The 17,470-nt window shown below is 63.0% G+C and carries 15 protein-coding genes and 1 pseudogene; 11 read left to right on the top strand and 5 right to left on the bottom strand.

The features are described from left to right. The first annotated feature begins 231 nt into the window (after positions 1 to 231). From HUK84_RS00245 to HUK84_RS00220, 6 genes and pseudogenes are all read left to right on the top strand, one after another. The gene (locus HUK84_RS00245; protein WP_176638397.1) at positions 232 to 663 is read left to right on the top strand and encodes a DoxX family protein; all 432 of its coding nucleotides are present in this window, start codon (positions 232 to 234) and stop codon (positions 661 to 663) included. Between the two features lie 48 nt (positions 664 to 711). Further along, the gene (locus HUK84_RS23710) at positions 712 to 1,008 is read left to right on the top strand and encodes an alpha/beta fold hydrolase (RefSeq protein WP_218064098.1); all 297 of its coding nucleotides are present in this window, start codon (positions 712 to 714) and stop codon (positions 1,006 to 1,008) included. 59 nt (positions 1,009 to 1,067) lie between these two features. Then, positions 1,068 to 2,189 carry an alkene reductase gene (locus tag HUK84_RS00235; RefSeq protein WP_176638396.1) on the top strand — a complete coding sequence of 374 codons (1,122 nt, stop codon included), beginning with the start codon at positions 1,068 to 1,070 and terminating at the stop codon, positions 2,187 to 2,189. 73 nt (positions 2,190 to 2,262) lie between these two features. Continuing rightward, the gene (locus tag HUK84_RS00230) at positions 2,263 to 3,552 is read left to right on the top strand and encodes a c-type cytochrome (RefSeq protein ID WP_176638395.1); all 1,290 of its coding nucleotides are present in this window, start codon (positions 2,263 to 2,265) and stop codon (positions 3,550 to 3,552) included. After that, positions 3,549 to 4,043, top strand: a pseudogene (locus HUK84_RS00225) ((2Fe-2S)-binding protein). The gene HUK84_RS00230 and the pseudogene HUK84_RS00225 overlap by 4 nt, the downstream one beginning before the upstream one ends. Next, on the top strand, positions 4,040 to 6,301 hold the full coding sequence (locus HUK84_RS00220; protein ID WP_176638394.1) for a molybdopterin cofactor-binding domain-containing protein: 2,262 nt from the start codon (positions 4,040 to 4,042) through the stop codon (positions 6,299 to 6,301). The pseudogene HUK84_RS00225 and the gene HUK84_RS00220 overlap by 4 nt, the downstream one beginning before the upstream one ends. Before the next feature lie 71 nt (positions 6,302 to 6,372). Here HUK84_RS00220 and HUK84_RS00215 read toward each other — a convergent pair whose 3' ends face one another. From HUK84_RS00215 to HUK84_RS00200, 3 genes are all read right to left on the bottom strand, one after another. Further along, positions 6,373 to 6,804: a hypothetical protein gene (locus HUK84_RS00215; protein ID WP_176638393.1), complete on the bottom strand. Its 432-nt coding sequence runs from the start codon at positions 6,802 to 6,804 to the stop codon at positions 6,373 to 6,375. A gap of 124 nt (positions 6,805 to 6,928) precedes the next feature. After that, complete coding sequence (locus HUK84_RS00205) at positions 6,929 to 8,323, bottom strand: MFS transporter (RefSeq protein ID WP_176638391.1); 1,395 nt, start codon at positions 8,321 to 8,323, stop codon at positions 6,929 to 6,931. A gap of 135 nt (positions 8,324 to 8,458) precedes the next feature. Then, entirely contained in the window at positions 8,459 to 9,118 is a 660-nt protein-coding gene (locus HUK84_RS00200; protein ID WP_176638390.1) for a hydrolase, read from the bottom strand. 764 nt (positions 9,119 to 9,882) lie between these two features. Between HUK84_RS00200 and HUK84_RS00195 the strand changes: the two genes are divergently transcribed. Then, positions 9,883 to 10,113, top strand: coding sequence for a hypothetical protein (locus tag HUK84_RS00195; protein WP_176638389.1), 231 nt, complete (start codon positions 9,883 to 9,885; stop codon positions 10,111 to 10,113). A gap of 98 nt (positions 10,114 to 10,211) precedes the next feature. Here the strand turns inward: HUK84_RS00195 and HUK84_RS00190 are convergent, their stop codons facing one another. Further along, positions 10,212 to 10,493, bottom strand: a complete 282-nt coding sequence (locus HUK84_RS00190; RefSeq protein WP_176638388.1) for a helix-turn-helix domain-containing protein — start codon at positions 10,491 to 10,493, stop codon at positions 10,212 to 10,214. Between the two features lie 19 nt (positions 10,494 to 10,512). Further along, a complete protein-coding gene (locus HUK84_RS00185; RefSeq protein WP_246285236.1) occupies positions 10,513 to 11,919 on the bottom strand; it encodes an efflux transporter outer membrane subunit in 1,407 nt (468 codons plus the stop codon). Positions 11,920 to 12,136: 217 nt separating this feature from the next. On the opposite strand from HUK84_RS00185, the gene HUK84_RS00180 reads away from it, so the two are divergent. The 4 genes from HUK84_RS00180 to HUK84_RS00165 all read left to right on the top strand — a co-directional run bounded on the left by HUK84_RS00180 (position 12,137) and on the right by HUK84_RS00165 (position 17,426). Then, on the top strand, positions 12,137 to 12,745 hold the full coding sequence (locus HUK84_RS00180) for a TetR/AcrR family transcriptional regulator (RefSeq protein ID WP_176638386.1): 609 nt from the start codon (positions 12,137 to 12,139) through the stop codon (positions 12,743 to 12,745). Positions 12,746 to 12,829: 84 nt separating this feature from the next. After that, entirely contained in the window at positions 12,830 to 13,930 is a 1,101-nt protein-coding gene (locus HUK84_RS00175; protein WP_176638385.1) for an efflux RND transporter periplasmic adaptor subunit, read from the top strand. Further along, positions 13,927 to 17,037: an efflux RND transporter permease subunit gene (locus tag HUK84_RS00170; protein WP_176638384.1), complete on the top strand. Its 3,111-nt coding sequence runs from the start codon at positions 13,927 to 13,929 to the stop codon at positions 17,035 to 17,037. Before HUK84_RS00175 ends, HUK84_RS00170 begins: the two co-directional genes overlap by 4 nt. A 119-nt stretch (positions 17,038 to 17,156) precedes the next feature. Continuing rightward, positions 17,157 to 17,426: a hypothetical protein gene (locus HUK84_RS00165; RefSeq protein WP_176638383.1), complete on the top strand. Its 270-nt coding sequence runs from the start codon at positions 17,157 to 17,159 to the stop codon at positions 17,424 to 17,426. The last annotated feature ends 44 nt before the right edge of the window (positions 17,427 to 17,470 follow it).

Below are 17,470 nucleotides of genomic sequence, written 5' to 3'. Positions count from 1 at the left end.
CTATCCGCATTGACGACGACTGCCGGTGCTCCGTGGCCGGACAACCAGAACAGCGAAAGCGCCGGTCTCCGAGCTCCGTTGCCGATGCGGGACCACCGACTGCTGGAGCCGCCGCAATGTGGGGCGTACCGCCAGAGATCGTGGACCGGAAGGTCGGCCATTTCGCGAAGGTGATGGCCAGATCGGGAAGAAGCACGGAAGGCTACAATGAAAGCAGAAGGATGCTATAATATGATCAAGCTATTTTCGCGCGACACGCTCCTGCTGATCGCCCGCCTTGCGCTGGCCATGCTGTTCCTTGTCATGGGCTGGGGCAAGCTGGTCGATTATTCCGGCACGGTTGCCTACATGGCCCAGACGCACGCCCCGCTTCCGGCGGTCGCCGCAATTGTCGCGATCGTGATGGAACTGGGCATCGGCGCGGCTCTCGTCACCGGCTTTCTGGTGACGCCGCTCGCCGGCATCCTCGCCATCTATGCGGTCATGACGGCCTTTATCGGACATCATTTCTGGACCATGGACGGCGCGCTTCGCTACGATATGACGATCCATTTCTACAAGAATATCAGCATTGCCGGGGGGCTGCTCGCTCTCGTCGCCGCTGGACCCGGCCGCTTTGTGCTGCGACTGCCGCATCGTGACTCGGGTCTTGCTATCGCCTGAGCACGATACGCGCAACCACAACACGGATCCAGAACAGGAACCGACATCATGGCGACCCTCACGACCTGCGGCGGGACCGGGCTTTATTACAAGAACTGGGGCACGGGTCAGCCCGTCCTCTTCAGCCACGGGTGGCCGCTGAGCGCGGATATGTGGGACGCCCAGATGCTGTTCCTGGCCGAACGGGGCTTTCGGGGCATCGCGTTCGACCGGCGTGGTTTTGATCGATCGAGCCTGCTCCTGCTTGGGGCTGTGAGGCCATTTTATGAAGACGTCGGACCATCCGGTCGGTCCCGAGAAGGCCGTGTTCGAGGGTATTCGACGCACCGCACGTGTTCGTGTTGACGTACAAGGATCAGCTTAACGCCGACCTTCTGACCTTTTTGCAAGCATAAGGAACCGTCATGTCAGAGCTTTTCTCCCCCGTTCGCCTTGGGGATCTTCATCTCAGCAACCGCATTGTCATGGCACCCATGACCCGAGCCCGGGCGGCGGACGATGGTATTCCGAACGCTTCCGCCGCCGAATATTACCGGCAACGTGCGGGAGCGGGTCTCATAATTACCGAGGCCATCAACGTCGGGCCACTCTCGGCGGCATTCGAGCGCGCGCCGGGATTATGGACGCCAGAACAGAGTGCCGCCTGGCAGGCGATTGTATCGAGTGCCAAAGCCGGGGGCGGCTGCATGGTTGCCCAGCTTTGGCATGCCGGCAGGGCGGGGGCTCGTGGAATTCTGGCCGGGCGGGAGCCGCTTTCCCCATCGGGGGTCAACCATGATCTCGGCGAGTTGCAGGTTTGGGGGCTTCTGCAAAACGGTGCGTATGTTCGGATCAACGCGACGCATTCTCGCGCGATGACGCATGCCGACATCACGCACGCTATCGACGAGTATCGCATCGCTGCGGCGAATGCGCGCGACGCCGGCTTCGATGGTGTCGAAATTCACGCGGGGAATGGGTATTTGCCCCATCAGTTCCTGTCTCCCGGCACCAATCGGCGAACCGACGCATATGGTGGTGACGCAACTGGCCGAGCGAGGTTTCTGCGTGAAATCCTGGCAGCCGTCGGGCAGGTCGTTCCCCTGACACGCGTCGGCATTCGGCTGTCACCCTATGCAGATTACAATAATGTCGCCGACCCGGACCCCGACGAGACCTATGCGTCCCTGGCAACGTGGCTGAATGGCGCCGGCCTTGCGTATGTGCATCTTGCCGACACGAATGCATGGACCGGCGCTCCCGATCTCGCGCGGCTCCTGGCTCTTTTCAAGCCCCGCTACACAGGGCCCCTCATCGTCAATGCGGGACTCTCCCCGGAACACGCGGCGGCGTTGGTTGCAGAGGGAAGTACGGATGCCGTCGCGTTCGGCCGTCTTTTCATCGCGAACCCCGATTTGCCGGAGCGGATGCGTCAGGGTGGCCCTTATAATGACCTCCGTCATGTCGGATTGTACGGCGGTTCGGCGGTCGGCTATACCGATTACCCGTTTCTTACGCATGACGACGGCGCCAAGGCGGCGGTGTGACCACCGATATGGTCCATGACGGTCAATCCGGCTTACCGGCGCACTCCATGGCAAAGAAAGCGGCGAACAGAGCATGCCCGTAACCTTGAAAGCCGGCTTGATCGTGGCGTTGGGCATTGGGGTGGTCATGTCGGGCGTGGCAATCGGGCTGGTCTATAAGCCGCCGATCGCGACGGCGGTCCCACCCGATCCGCGCGCTTTTCCCGTGCCTCTGATAGAGCGCGGCGCCACGCTCGCGATGATCGGAGACTGCGTCGTGTGCCACACGGCCGAACGCGGTGTGCCCTATGCGGGCGGCAGACCGCTGGCCACGCCGTTCGGGACGCTTTACGCGACGAACATAACACCGGACCAGGCAACCGGCATCGGCTCATGGTCGTTCGCGGCGTTTCGGCGGGCAATGCGCGAGGGCATATCGCGCGACGGCAGCCACCTTTATCCGGCGCTGCCTTATGAACATTTCACGCATGTGACTGATGACGACCTCATGGCGCTCTATGCATTCCTGATGACGCGAAGGGCGATACGGGCACCGGCTCCTCACAACGAGCTGGTTTTTCCGCTCGGTTTTCGTCCACTTCTTGCGGGATGGAATCTGCTTTTTCTGCATCGGGGTCCATTCGTCGTCAAACGGGGCGAAAGTGCCGAATGGAATCGAGGCGCCTATCTCGTTGAAGGGCTCGGCCATTGCGGGGGATGCCATACGCCCCGCAACCTGGCCGGCGGAGAGGAACGGCACCGCGCCTTCGCAGGCGGCGTCGCGGAAGGGTGGAACGCCCCGGCGCTCGATCCTTCAAACCGATCTCCGCATCGCTGGACCGTTCAATCCCTCTACACATATCTCCGTACTGGCATCGATGCCGGACACAGCGCCGCCGCAGGTCCGATGGGACCGGTCAGTTACGATCTCTCCTCCGCTCCCGATGCCGATGTCAGAGCCATTGCTGTCTATGTCGCGTCATTGATGCGGCATGGCCACGATGATGACGGGGGGGCTGGGCCCGTGGATATGAAAAGGAAGGCAGAAGACGCGCATCCGTCCGGCGCCGCGTTGTTTGCCGGCGCATGCGGCGGTTGTCACGGGGAGGGAGCCCCCATGGTATCGCAAGGCCGCCCGTCCCTGTCGTTGGTCAGCGCAATCCAGGAAGACGATCCACGCAATATGTTGCAGGCGATTCTTCAGGGGATACACCCTCTCTCGGACACGCGCGGCCCCTATATGCCGGCCTTCTCGAGCGATCTGAACGACGGTCAGATCGTGGAAATCGCGGCTTATCTGCGCGCCAGATATAGCACGCGCACACCATGGACCCAACTTGAAGCGGCCGTCATGGCGGCGCGCGGAGCGGGGGCGAAGCAATGATCCTGACAGTGAATATCAATGGCGTCGACCACGCTCTCGATGTCGATCCATCTACGCCGTTGTTGTATGTGCTTCGCGACGATCTGCAGCTGAATGGCGCGAAATATGGATGCGGCCTGGGACAGTGCGGCGCCTGCACTGTGCAGGTCGACGGCAGGGCCGTATTTTCATGCCTGATGCCCATTGCCGCGTTGGACGGAAGGCGGGTCCGGACGGTCGAAGGGTTGGGATCGATCGACAATCCCGGTCCAGTGTAGCGGGCCTTCGAGGCTGAACAGGCCGCACAGTGCGGGTATTGCATCGCCGGAATGATCATGCGCGCCTAGGCATTGCTCGATCGCACGCCTTCGCCGACCGATGCGCAGATCCGCGCGCATATGCAGACCAATTTATGCCGCTGCGGCACCCATATGCGCATCCTGCGCGCGGCCAGACGCGCGGCGGACAGCGCGGAAGCTGCCACGGCCACGCGTCGGGGGCCATTGGAATGAGCATTTTGAATGCTGCTCCGCCCCTGTCGCGCCGCTCTTTCCTCGGTGGTGGCGCACTTGTCGTCTCCTTCGCGATAACGCCGCGTGCGTTCGCGCAACTCGCTGGTGGGGGGGAAGGGGGTGCCGGCCCCCGCATCGTCGCGCCGAACCTGCCGGGAAGCCTGAAATCCACGCCATGGCTGGACGCATGGATCCGCATCGATGCGGACGGGCATATCACCGCCTTCACCGGCAAAGCCGAACTGGGACAAGGCATCCGGACCGCATTGCTGCAGGTCGCCGCCGAGGAACTGGATGTGGCGCCTGGGCAGATCGAACTGGTGACCGTCGACACGGAGAGAACGCCTGATGAAGGCCTGACGGCCGGGAGTCACTCGATGCAGGATAGCGGCAGCGCGCTTCGCAATGCCGCCGCGAATGTCCGCATGCTGTTGATTCAGGAGGCCGCGCGTGCCTGGGACGTGGCGCCGGACACCATCGGCACAAGCGGTGACGGTCGACTGCATAGTGCAACCGGCCGCACGGCGCGCTATGGCGAGCTTGCGGCCTCGCTCTCGCTGCATGTCGAAGCGCTTCCCAATGTGCCCCTGCGCGATCCGAAGCTGTTTCGTACGATGGGCACGGCACTGGCGCGTGTCGACATCCCGGCAAAACTGACGGGTGGGGCCGCGTATGTGCAGGATATGCGCGTGCCGGGAATGTTGCATGCACGTGTCGTGCGCGGCCCGAGTGTCGGCACGCGCCTCGATCCACTGAATGTCGCGGCCGTCGAGGGCCTCGCCGGCGTGGTCAAAATCGTGCAGGTCGGGTCGTTCGTCGCCGTGGTCGCCGACCGCGAATGGACCGTGATCACGGCGCTGCGACGGCTTCAGGAGACGGGCTTCGTCCGGATGGTGCCGCCGATCCCTCAGGGCGACGTCGTCGCGACGCTCAGGAGCTTGCCGCCCGAAGAGATTGTCGTTCTCGACACCCACGATGTGACCGAGCCTTCCGCTCGCACCGTCAGGGCACGCTATACGCGACCGTGGCTCAGCCACGGATCCATCGGTCCGTCTTGTGCGGTCGCGATGTTCCGGGACGGCAGGATGACCATATGGACGCACAGCCAGGGCACATACGACGTTCGTCGCGTCGCGGCCGAGCTTCTTGATCTGCCGCCTGCGAACGTGCATGCGATCCATGTCGAAGGGGCCGGGTGTTACGGCCAGAATGGCGCCGATGACGTTGCTGCGGAAGCCGCCATGATCGCAAAGGCCGTGCCTGGGCGGCCAATTCGGTTGCAATGGATGCGCGAGCAGGAGTTCGGTTGGGAGCCGCTGGGGCCAGCCATGGTGACCGAGGTCGAGGCGTCGCTCGATGCTCAAAACCGTATTGTCGCCTGGAACTATGATGTCTGGAGCAATCCCCATAACAACCGGCCGGTCGGCGCCGGCGGCGTGCTGGTCGGCGGCGAGGTGGTGCCGCCGTTCCCCGCGCCGGAGGGCAAACCCATACCGATGCCCGAGGGCGACGGAGATCGCAATGCGAACCCGCTCTACACGCTGCCCAACATGCATGTCCTCTATCATTTCCTGAAGGATATGCCGATCCGCGTCTCGGCACTCCGCTCGCTTGGCGCGCATCTCAATGTTTTCTCGATCGAATCCATGTTTGACGAATTGGCGAAAGCCAGCGGCGTCGATCCCCTGGTTCTGCGGTTGGCGCACATGAAGGACGAGCGCGCGCGTGCGGTCATGCAGACGGCGGCCGAGCGGTTCGGCTGGGTGAACGGAGTCCGGGGCGATGGCCGGCGAGGCCGCGGCATGGGATTTGCCCGCTACAAGAATGTGGGTGCGTATTGTGCCGTCATGCTCGACATCGAAGTCGAGCGCGAGACTGGCCGCATCGCGGTATTGCGTGCCGTTGCTGCCGTGGATAGCGGTCAACCGGTCAATCCGGACGGCATCCGCAACCAGGTCGAAGGCGGCATTATCCAGTCACTGAGTTGGACAACCCATGAGTCCGTAACGTTCGATGCCAACCGGCGGACGAGCTTTGATTGGGGCATGTACCCCATCCTGCGCTTCGCCGACGCGCCGCATTCGGTCGAGGTTCATGTGATCGACAGCGTCGGCATGCCCTTTCTCGGGACCGCGGAATGCGCGCAAGGCCCCACGTCGGCCGCTTTGGCAAATGCGCTCGCCGACGCCGTCGGAGTTCGCCTGCGCGAGATGCCGCTCAGCCCTGCGCGCGTCAAAGCGGCGATCGGAGTCATTTGATCGCTGCCTGAACCCGTCTTGCCCGACGACGAAGCGGATTGGCGGCTGGAACGAGAGCGCAGGCCGTGCGCTCAGGGCAGCGGCTTTCCATCATCGCCGAGGCGCTCGACCTTCGTCTTGCCGTCTGGCGTCACGGTCATGCCGATGCGGCGTTTGCCGGCCGCGTCGATCAATACCATGCCCGACCCGCCGGCATTATTGAGAAACAGGTAACTCGACGCGCCGCCCGGTCGGTCGAACTTCACATGCGCGCCTTTGTCGTCGATTGCCAGTGCAGCGCTCGGCCACGTGGGGTCAGGGTTGCTGAGCGTCACCGCCGGCCGGCCGGCTGCATCCAGCGCGACCATCGCGCGTGGCGCACCATCGCTGCCGATCAGTAAGATGGTCGGTGTGCCATCCTTGGCCGACAGCAGGATGCGCGTATGCCCTTGCGCATCGACGATACGGACCTCCTGTGTCACGACGGGAGGGGGTGGCAGATGTGCCATGACCGTTTCCTTCATGCTTCTTCCGTGGGCTCGGGGTCGCCGAGGTTGATCGCCCGGATGCTGATGGCGAGCAACGCGGCGGCGAGCGCGATCATCGCCATCGCCCCGAATACCCAGCGAAAGGCTTCACGGATCGCATTTAATGGAAATGCCGCAGCCGCGATGCCGCTGGTGGGCACATCGAGCGCTGCCTGGACCTGCGCCACGGCCCCGGTGCCTGCCACTCCATTGCCAGGAGCAGGATCGCCGAAGTCGCCGCCGTGCCCATCACCCCTCCAATCGAACGCGCGAAGGACAATGTCGCAGTCGCGGTGCCCAGATGCGCCTTGCCGCCCGCCCATTGCACCATCGTCTGGGCCGCTGGCATCGTGGTTCCAAGGCCAAGCCCGAACAGGGCCGAGGCACCTGCGATCATCCAGGCGCCCTGGTCGATTGTCGCGGCAAGCAGCGCGAAACCAGTTGAGGCAACTCCCAGTCCCCAAACCAGTGGCCCGCGGGGCAGGCCGGTGTTCGAGATGCGCAAACCCGTACAAGTCGAGATGATCACCTGCGCAAGTGTCAGCGGGATCAGCAAGAGACCGGATATACTTGGACTCAGGCCCAGCACTAGTTCCAACAAGAGCGGTACCTGGATCACCGCCGCGAAAAGCGCCGCGGCAAACAGCGTGGTGCATAAAGTCACCCGCCAGACGATCGCGTTCTGCAATAGCGCCGGCGAAATCAATGGCGCGGCAACCCGACGCTCGATCGGTAGCAGCAGAGCGAAGCCGAGAATTCCAGCACCGCCCAGAGCGAGCACTGTCGTCGAAGTCCAGCCCCAGTCTGGTCCTTGCGTCAGCACCAGCAGCAAGGCGAGCGTCGCGCCGACGAACACCGACGTACCGGGCACGTCGAGCGTGAAAGGCCCTTGACCCTTCTCAGCCGCTAACGGCCAGGCGGCGACCGCCGCCCCGAGGCCGAGAGGTATGTTGGTCCAGAAAATCCAGCGCCACCCGACATGTTCGGACAAGAGGCCTCCAGCGATGGGCCCTAACGTGCTGGCGAGCGCAAATACCGCGCCGAACCAGCCCTGAAAGCGGCCGCGATCCTTCGGATTCACGGCCTCGCCAATCAGCGACTGCGACAGGGTCATTAGACCGCCGCCGCCCAGCCCCTGCATGGCGCGGGCGACCTCCAGCGTGGTAAGGTCAGGCGCCAACCCACAGCCGAGCGAACCCGCCATGAACAGTGCCAACGCCCCCAGCAGCGCAGGCTTGCGCCCCACTGCGTCGCCGATCCGCCCATAGATCGGTGCCGCGACCGTCGCTGACAGTAGATAGGCGGTGACAATCCAGGCGATCTGCGTGAAGCCATGCAGCGATGTGGCGATCGCCGGCAACGCAGTCGCAACGATCGTCTGGTCGAGCGAACCAAGGAACATCGCGGGTGCCACGCTCAGGAAGACCGTGACGAAGCGCTTGTTTTCTGTGGGCGAGGAAGGAAGCGCACCTTTCGTGAGAGGGCTGGCATCAGCGGACTGCGCGCGCGAGGTCATGCGCTCCACCCGTCGGCGGTGAGCTCGTCAAGAAAGGCATGGCAGGTGGAGGGCAGGGAAGCGAGCATCAGGCTGCCGCGATCCCAACGGACAGGAAAACGGTGCTCGATATCGCGAAGATCGCCTACCATCGAATTATGCGGGCTTGATCATGTCACGGGCATAGTCCAGACCGATGCCATAGCCCCCGCCATGATCGACGACGATCGATCGCGCGGCTTCATAGGTTTCATGGCGTGTCCAGTCACGCTGGAACTCCAGCAGCAGTTGAAGCCAAGACGTCATCACCGCCCCGGCCTGCTCCATTCGCCGAAGGGCAGCGTCATGGCTCGCCGCGGTGAGGCCACCGCAGACATCGGCAACGACATGGACTTTGTAGCCTTCGGCAAGGGCTGATAGCACGGGGAAGCTGACGCAGGCCTCCGTCAATAGTCCTGCAACCACCAGTATCTTGCGACCTGTCGCGATCACCGCGGCCTTCGCTGCTCCGTCCTCCCACAGATTCATGCTGCGTCGTTCGATCGGTGTTACGTCGGGCAGGACGGCGCGGAGCGGCGGCATCAGCGGGCCGCTATAAACCTTCGATGCGGAGGTGCTGACGACCACCGGCACACCGAAGGTTGTCGCGGTACGGGCAAGCGCGATTGCGTTGCTGCGCAGGACTTGGCGATCGGCCGATCCGGTGGCAAAGGCAAGGCCTGCCTGCTCGTCGACCAGAACCAGCGCGCAATCGCTGGCGTCAAGAAGAGGAGTGCCGCCAATCGCCGGCCCATCATGTGTCGCGATGGTGTTCATGCTGTCCCTTCTATAATTATTGTCATTCTGACATGGCGCCATACGCAATGGCATAAGCAGAGAAAAACCCACCCGTCGCCACTGCGCCGTTGATGAAGCGACAGCTTCTAAAAACAAAAATGTAAAAGAGTCTCTGCCACATGGATTGTTTAATGTGATGGTGCTTTGACCGATTGTGCTGTCTTCGTCACGAGGCTGTCCCTGAGGGCACGCCAAATGAATTACACCGCCAAGGGCTTTTCAGGCGGCACGCGTCATGACTGCCGGAAACGCTCGCGACATGAGTGCTGGTGTTCGGGTCGTGGAGCATGCTTTCAAAACCACCGATATGGATGAGATGAAAAATATTTAGGGCCCGTTAGACCTTGATCCAATCTGCGGCTAAATGAGGCGGCGGTCTTTTCATATCGGGTTGTGACGGCACACCATTCCTTCAGGCGAACCCCAAGATTTTCCACCAGATGGCGGTTGCGATAAGCTCATTTGCGGGTAGGAAACGGCGGCGTCCCGGCGCTTTGGCGGGATCGCTGGCCGGGCCTCCATAGCCCTGAAGTGGTCCCCTCATGAGGACCACGGGCGGTCGAATTTCATGCGGGTGACAGCCAGTTCTATGCGCGCAACGTCGTAGCATCCTGCTCGACAATATAACCCATATGGAAAACGGGACGCCTTTGCGAAACAGGGTTGTGTAAAACATGGCGTATCACACTATCTGCTGTCCGTTTTCAAATATCGTCCTGTTTTCCGAAGGGTGAATCGGGTCCATGAATGCACGAAAAAATGAAGAAGGGGTTGTTCTTCGAACCGTCGGGGCGCCATATCGGCGCCTGGTGCCATCCTCCGAAGCACATCCCCAGGCCAGCGTCAGCACCGAAAACCTGACGCATATCGCGCAGGTCGCCGAACGGGGGCTGATGGACTTCGTCTTTATCGCGGACACGAACAATGTCTGGGAAGAGAATATTTTCTTTTCTAAACGGATAATGCAAGCTTGAACCTCCCGTCGGCTGGAGGTGGCAGGCTGTCGATCCGAGCAACTCCCCGGCGGTCCGCCCCAAGTGTCCTGCCCAAGGTTTTGACCTCATTGAGACCATCAAGAAAAAAAGAAACTCTCTAAATTGTCACGTTCCCGGCTGCCGTCAAACGAATGCCGGTGTGGTTTCGCTTCGGGAGGTGACGCCAACTCATCTTCGAGCCTGTCGGTGGCACGGGCGAAGGTAGAAAGTCTCATGCCATGAATCATGGCTGCCCTTGTCAGACTGCCGGCCTCCACGGCAAGCTTGAAATATTCAAAATCTGCGCTTTGCATGACGCGAGCGCGTGTGCAAGCAGGACGATCATCATGCAAAAGAGCAAAGAGTCTATCTTCTGCCACGTCTGCCGGATCAACTCCGTCAGGTGGGCCAGCCTCCGCCCAACGCTCTGAATGAACTTACGGCTGCGCGTGCCGCGTTTGCCCGGTTTAGGGCAAGTTGGTCCTGCGAGTCCAGAAGCTGCCGATCTGCGTCGAGCACGTCCGTCAAAGGAATGACGCCCGCCTGGAAGGATTGCTGGGAAAGATCGCGCGCGCGCGTCAGCGAGGCGACTTCAGTCTGCAAGTCGCCTGTGCGCTGCTCCGTCTGTACCAGGGTCGTGAAAGCATTTTCTACATCTTCGGCCGCATGCAGGACCGTCAGCCGGTAATGCGCCAGGGCCTCGGCATTGGCGCCACGGGCCTGCTGCACCTCGGCGTCGATCTTGCCGAAATCGAAGATCCGCCAGCGAATTGCTCCGGAGCCCGTCGCCTGGAAACCGGGTGCTGTGAAAAGCCTGTTGGGACTGAGACTTTGAAAGCCCAGAATTCCGGTGAGTGACAATTTGGGATAGTAATCGCCCAGCGCCTCGCCGATCCGTGCGTTCGATGCCGCCAGACGGCGCTCCGCAGCCAGAATGTCCGGTCGGCGACGTAACATGTCCGTGGGCTTGTCGCTGGCGCCGATGGCCGGAATGGCTGGAATGTCGGACGGCGTTCCCAACTCGGCGGCATAGGTGCCGGGCTGAGCGCCCATCAGCACGTCAAGACGATTAGTTTGGGCTTCGAGGGCGATGCGGATCAACGGCACGGTCTGGCGCGCGGATTGCAGCAAAGCCTCCGCCTGGGCGAGTTCCCGCTCGTTCGAAATGCCCCGTGTGCGTCGCTGGCGGACCAGATCCAGCAGATGGGTGTCCACGGTAATCTGCCTTTCCGCGACGGCGAGCCGTGCTTGGTCTCCCCGGATCTGGAAATAAGCGTCGGCGGCGTCGGCCGCCACGGTGATGCGCTCACCCACGCGTTCCACCTGCGCGGCCTCTTCCTCGTCCCGCGCGGCTTCCTGCCCGCGCCTGAGGCCGCCGAACAGATCGATTTCCCAGCTTGCCACGCCGCTGACGTCATAGGTGCGATAGTCACGGTGGAAACCGGGGACGGTCCGTACGACATGGCCGATCAGCCCCTCCTGGGACAACCGGTTCGCGGAGGCCTGCGGGGCGAAATCCAGCGTCGGCAACAGGCGTGCGGTAGCTGCTTCCGCGGCGCCCCGCGCCTGGCGGACGCGGCCTATGGCGGCCGCGAGGTCCAGGTTCTGGGTCAGCACACGCTGTTCGATACGTACCAGTTCGGGGTCGTGAAATCCCTCCCACCACGTGTCGAGCGGCGGTGCCGCCGTGGCGTGGCGGGCGTCGATGGCTGCTGCGCTGTGGAAAGGACGGAGACGTGCATCCGGCGCCCTGTAATCCGGGCCGACCGCGCAGGCGGACGTCATCATGGCCAGGGAGAGTGTCATGGCCGGCTTCAGCAATCCGGTCGTTGCCCGGCGGCGCGGGGGTGCCGTGTTCCGCCTTGTTGCAGGAAGTGTGGAATTCATGGCGTTCGACCTTCGATAAGCCTCGGACACGCGTTGCCCGGCTGTAGTCGAGTGACTGATATACATATCCGTCACTCGTTGTCAATTCACCGCCCGTGTCTTATCTAAGAGGCCAAATTCAGCCAGGGGAAACAGGATGCGCGCGCCTCACACTGGACAACGTGGCCCGGTCGATCACGAGCGCCGGGATCAGATCATGACGGCGGCCATCGAGCATTTCGGGCATTACGGGTACAAGAAGACCACGATGGCCGATCTGGCCGACGCCATCGGTCTGTCGAAGGCCTATATCTATAAATTCTTCGAGTCGAAGAAGGCGATCGGCGAGGCGATCTGCGCGCTCCAGCATGGCAAGATGCGCGCGGATATCCAGGCGATCGTCGACGACGACAAGCCGGCTTCCGACAGAATGCGCAGGGTTTTCCTCGCTTTGGCGCGCAATACGGTCACGCTGTTTTCGCACGAGCGTAAACTGCACGACATCGTCTATTCGGCGGTGGAGGAGGAATGGGCGTCTGCCCGGAGTTTCGCCGATGCGTTGCGCGGCATGGTCGAGCACCTGATCCGCGAAGGCCGCGAGGGCGGCGAGTTCGAGCGCAAGACGCCCGTTGACGAGACCTGTCACGCCATCATGCTGGTCCTGCAGTCGATCTATCACCCCCTTCTGCTCGAACAGCACATGGACACGTTGGACGATGACGCGGCGACGCTGGCCAGTCTCGTCTTGAGAAGCCTCGCACCGTGAATTTGGTGCGAGGTTTATGTGACCAATTGACAATACGGTCACTCGTGTACAATTTGGGCTTCCAAACCCGCTGGGAGCCCGAACATGGCTGGAACACGCCTATCCTTTCTTGCAGCGGCCGGCATCTGCACCGTTTTCGGGCTGTCGGCCTGCAAGCCCAAAGACGATCCTGATCCGCGCACGGCCGACCGTATCGTGGAGACGGTGCGGATCGAACCCGCAGCGACTGCCGAGCATGTCTACACGGGGGTCGTAGCGGCCCGCGTCCAAAGCGATCTCGGCTTTCGCGTGTCCGGCAAGATCGTCGAACGCTTGGTCGACACGGGACAGACTGTCTCAAAGGGGCAGGTGCTGATGCGCCTCGACCCGACGGATTACCTGCATGCCGTGACGACCCAGGTCGGCAGCGTGGCATCGTTGCGCGCCCGCTGGGTCCAGGCCGCGGCGGATGAGCGTCGCTATCGCGGTCTTGTCGCGACCGGTGCCGTGGCGGCCTCGGCCTACGATCAGGTAAAGGCCGAAGCGGACAGCGCCCGCGCGCAACTGGATGCGGCGATCGCGCAGGAGAAGATTGCCCGCAACCAGGATGATTATTCCCTGCTGCGGGCGGATGAAGACGGTGTCGTCGTCCAAACCCTGGCGGAACCGGGGCATGTCGTCGCGGCCGGCCAGACCGTGATCGTGCTGGCACATGCCGGCCCGCGCGAGGCCGCGATCGACCTGCCGGAAGGGGTGCGTCCGATGCTGCATTCCGCGGCGGAAGCCGAACTGTATGACGAGGGTTCCCGCGTGTCCGCGCACCTGCGGCAATTGTCCGACGCCGCCGACCCGCGTACCCGCACGTTCGAGGCCCGTTACGTCATGGACGGGCCAGGTGCGGACGCGCCGCTGGGGGCGACGGTGCGTGTCCATCTGCCTGAAGCCAGCGACGATCCGCCCGCGCTCGTCGTGCCGTTGGGCGCCGTCGATGACGAGGGCAAGGGGCCCGGCGTCTGGAGCGTGGATGGCCCGGCTTCGACAGTCAGCTTTCATCCGGTACAGATCGCACATATCGGCGAGGATACGGCGACGGTCGTCCCCGGTGCGGATCTTCGCCCGGGCATGCTGATTGCGGCGGCCGGCGGCCACTCTCTGCATGTCGGCGAGCATGTCCAGATCGCCTCGACAAAGGTCGCGATGCAATGAGCGGGTTCAACCTGTCCGCCCTCGCGGTGCGCGAGCGCGGGATCACATTGTTCCTGATCGTGGCGCTGGCATTGTCGGGCGCCTATGCGTTCTTCAGTCTCGGCCGTGCCGAGGACCCCGCCTTCACCGTCAAAACCCTGACGGCGACCGCTGTCTGGCCGGGCGCCACGGCGCAGGAAATGCAGGACCTGGTGGCCGATCCCCTGGAAAAGCGGGTGCAGGAACTGCAATGGTACGACCGGGTGGAAACATTGACCCGGCCGGGCCTGGCGCTGATGATGGTCACGCTCAAGGACAACACGCCGCCTGCCGCCGTTCCCGAGCAATTCTACCAGACGCGCAAGAAGCTGTACGACACCATGCCTCTTCTGCCGCAGGGCGTGCAGGGACCGTTCGTCAATGACGAATATTCCGATGTCGATTTCGCCGTCTACGCTCTGGACGGCCATGGGCTGCCCGAACGCCTGCTGGTCCGCCAGGCCGAAACGGTGCGGCAGCGCCTGCTGCATGTGCCGGGCGTGCGCAAGGTCGATATTGTCGGCGAGCGACCGGAACGGATCTTCGTCAATTTTTCCAATGCCAGACTGGTCACGCTCGGGATCAGCACGCAGGACGTGTTCGCGGCGCTCGAACGTCAGAATGCGGTGACGGCCGCGGGTTCGATCGATACGCGCGGCCCGCAGGTCTTCGTGCGGTTGGATGGCGCGCTGGACGACCTGCAGAAAATTCGTGACATCCCCATCGCGGCGGGCGGCCGGACTCTCAAGATCTCGGACATCGCGACGGTGGAGCGGGGGTACGAGGACCCACCGACCTATCTTGTCCGGCATGCCGGAGCCCAGACTCTGGTGCTGAACGTCGTGATGCAGGATCACTGGAACGGGTTGAAGCTCGGCCAGTCCCTGGCCGCGGCGGAGAAGACGCTGGGGGAGGGGCTGCCCGTCGGGGTCACGCTGACGAAAATCGTGGACCAGGCCGGCATCATTCATGCCGCCGTCGGCGAGTTCATGCTGAAATTCTTCGTGGCGCTCGGCGTCGTGATGGTCGTCAGCCTGGTCAGCCTGGGCTGGCGGGTCGGCATCGTCGTCGCGGCAGCCGTGCCGCTGACGCTGTCGATCGTCATGGTCATCATGCTGGTGACCGGCCGGGCGCTGGACCGCATCACGCTGGGCGCGTTGATCATCTCGCTGGGCCTTCTGGTCGACGACGCGATCATCGCGATCGAGATGATGGTGGTGAAGCTGGAGGAAGGGTACGAACGCACGAAGGCCGCCGCCTATGCCTGGAGCCACACGGCGGCCCCGATGCTGGCCGGCACGCTGGTCACGATCATCGGTTTCACCCCGGTCGGCTTCGCGCGCTCCACCGCCGGCGAGTACGCCGGCAACATTTTCTGGATCGTCGGCTATGCGCTGCTGACCTCCTGGTTCGTGGCCGTGGTGTTCACGCCCTATCTCGGCGTCAAGCTGCTGCCGGACATCAAGCGGATCGAGGGCGCCTATGAGCATATCTACGCCACGCCCAATTACCGCCGCTTCCGTCGTCTCGTCATATGGGTCGTGCGGCACAAATTCATGGTCGCGGGGGCGGTGCTGGCATTGTTCCTGCTGGCCTTCGTCGGGATGGGCTCTGTCCGGCAGCAATTCTTCCCCAGTTCGGACCGCCCGGAACTGCTGGCCGAGGTGCAGATGCCGGAGGGCACCAGCATCGAAGCCACAACGCGGGTCACGGCCCGTGTGGAAGCATGGCTGAAGACGCAGCCCGAGGCAAAGATCGTCACCAGCTATGTGGGTGCCGGCGCGCCGCGTTTCTTCCTGGCGTACAACCCGGAATTGCCTGATCCGTCCTTTGCCAAAATCGTCGTCCTGACTCCCAGCGCCCGGGACCGCGACCGCTTGCGCGATCGTATGCGCCAGGCCGTGGCTCAGGGGATGGCGCCTGATGCCCGGATCCGTGTGACGCAGTTCGTCTTCGGCCCCTACACGCATTTCCCGGTTATGTTCCGCATCATGGGACCGGATGCGGATCGGGTGCGCGATATCGCGGCCCAGGTCGGCACGATCATGCGGAACAATCCGCATACGCGGCAGGTCAATGCCGATTGGGGCGAGCGCGTGCAGACGGCGCATTTCGTGCTGGACCAGGCGCGGCTGCAACTGATCGGCCTGTCCCCCCAGGAAGCGTCCGAACAGATCCAGTTCCTGCTGCTGGGCGTGCCCGTGACCCAGATCCGCGAGGACATCCGGACCGTCGATCTGGTGGTCCGCAGCGCGGGGCAGGATCGTCTGGATCCGGCGAAGCTGGGCAACATGACCATCAGCAACCGCACGGGCCAATTGATTCCGCTCAGCCAGATCGGTCACGTCGAGATCCGTGCCGAAGACCCTATCCTGCGTCGGCGTGACCGGATTCCGACGATCACGCTTCAGAGCGATATCGACGAAAACCTGCAGCCGCCGCAGGTCACGACGGAGATCGATCAGGCTCTGGCGTCCGTCCGCGCGACGCTGCCCCCTGGCTATCGCATCGAAGCCGGCGGCAACGCGGAAGAATCCGGAAAGGCCAACAAGGCCCTGGTGCCGATCTTTCCGGTGATGATCCTGCTGACCCTGGTCGTCCTGGTGTTCGAGACCCGGTCCATCTCCGGCATGTTCATGGTGTTCCTGACGGCTCCGCTGGGGCTGATCGGGACCGTCCCGACCCTGTTGATCTTCCATCAGCCGTTCGGTTTCAATGCGATCCTGGGATTGATCGGCCTGTCGGGCATCCTGATGCGCAACACGCTGATCCTGATCGGACAGATCAAGGTCAATCAGGCGGCGGGGCTCGATCCGTTCCATTCGGTGGTCGAGGCGACCGTGCAGCGTGCCCGCCCGGTCATCCTGACGGCCCTGGCGGCCGTGCTGGCCTTCATCCCGCTGACGGAATCGGTGTTCTGGGGCTCGCTGGCCTATACGCTGATCGGCGGCACGGCGGCCGGTACCGGGTTGATCCTGATGTTCCTGCCGGCGCTTTATGCGATCTGGTATCGCATAAAGCCGACGAACGAGCCTGACGGCGGCGAGCCGGAGGTGGCGAAGGATTTCACGGGGGCTTCCAAAGAGTAAGGCGTGCCTGCGGCATTCCCTACGTCCCGAAAACAAAGATAAGGACGCTTCGAAGAGGTAGCTCGGGCCGTGCCGCCACCGTAGCGGCCGGCCTGGCGCATGAATTTCGGGCCGGAGATGTGCTGGAGCTGTGCCAGACCGACGGGGGCTGCGACGATATCTCAGCCCCTTCGGCGGCCTTCAAGGCGCTGGCGATCAGATCGGACGCACAGATCGTCGCGTTTTTCGGGGCGTTCGCGGGATTGCTGGAAGATGACGCGGCCTGGTCCGGAATCACCGAGGCGAACGCGCATGATGTCGCCGATGCCCGTGCGTCCGGCCGATCGACCGGGCAGCCGGCATTAGGGTCATCGGCGGGCGACGGGATGAAGCGATGTACGACAGCATGACGGCTGGACGGTGTCCGTCAGCTGGAGGACGATATCAATCTGCG

Source organism: Nguyenibacter vanlangensis (genome assembly GCF_013376155.1).
Lineage (GTDB): Bacteria > Pseudomonadota > Alphaproteobacteria > Acetobacterales > Acetobacteraceae > Gluconacetobacter > Gluconacetobacter vanlangensis.
Note: the sequence above shows the minus strand (reverse complement) of the source record. Positions and strands in the feature narration are given on the sequence as shown.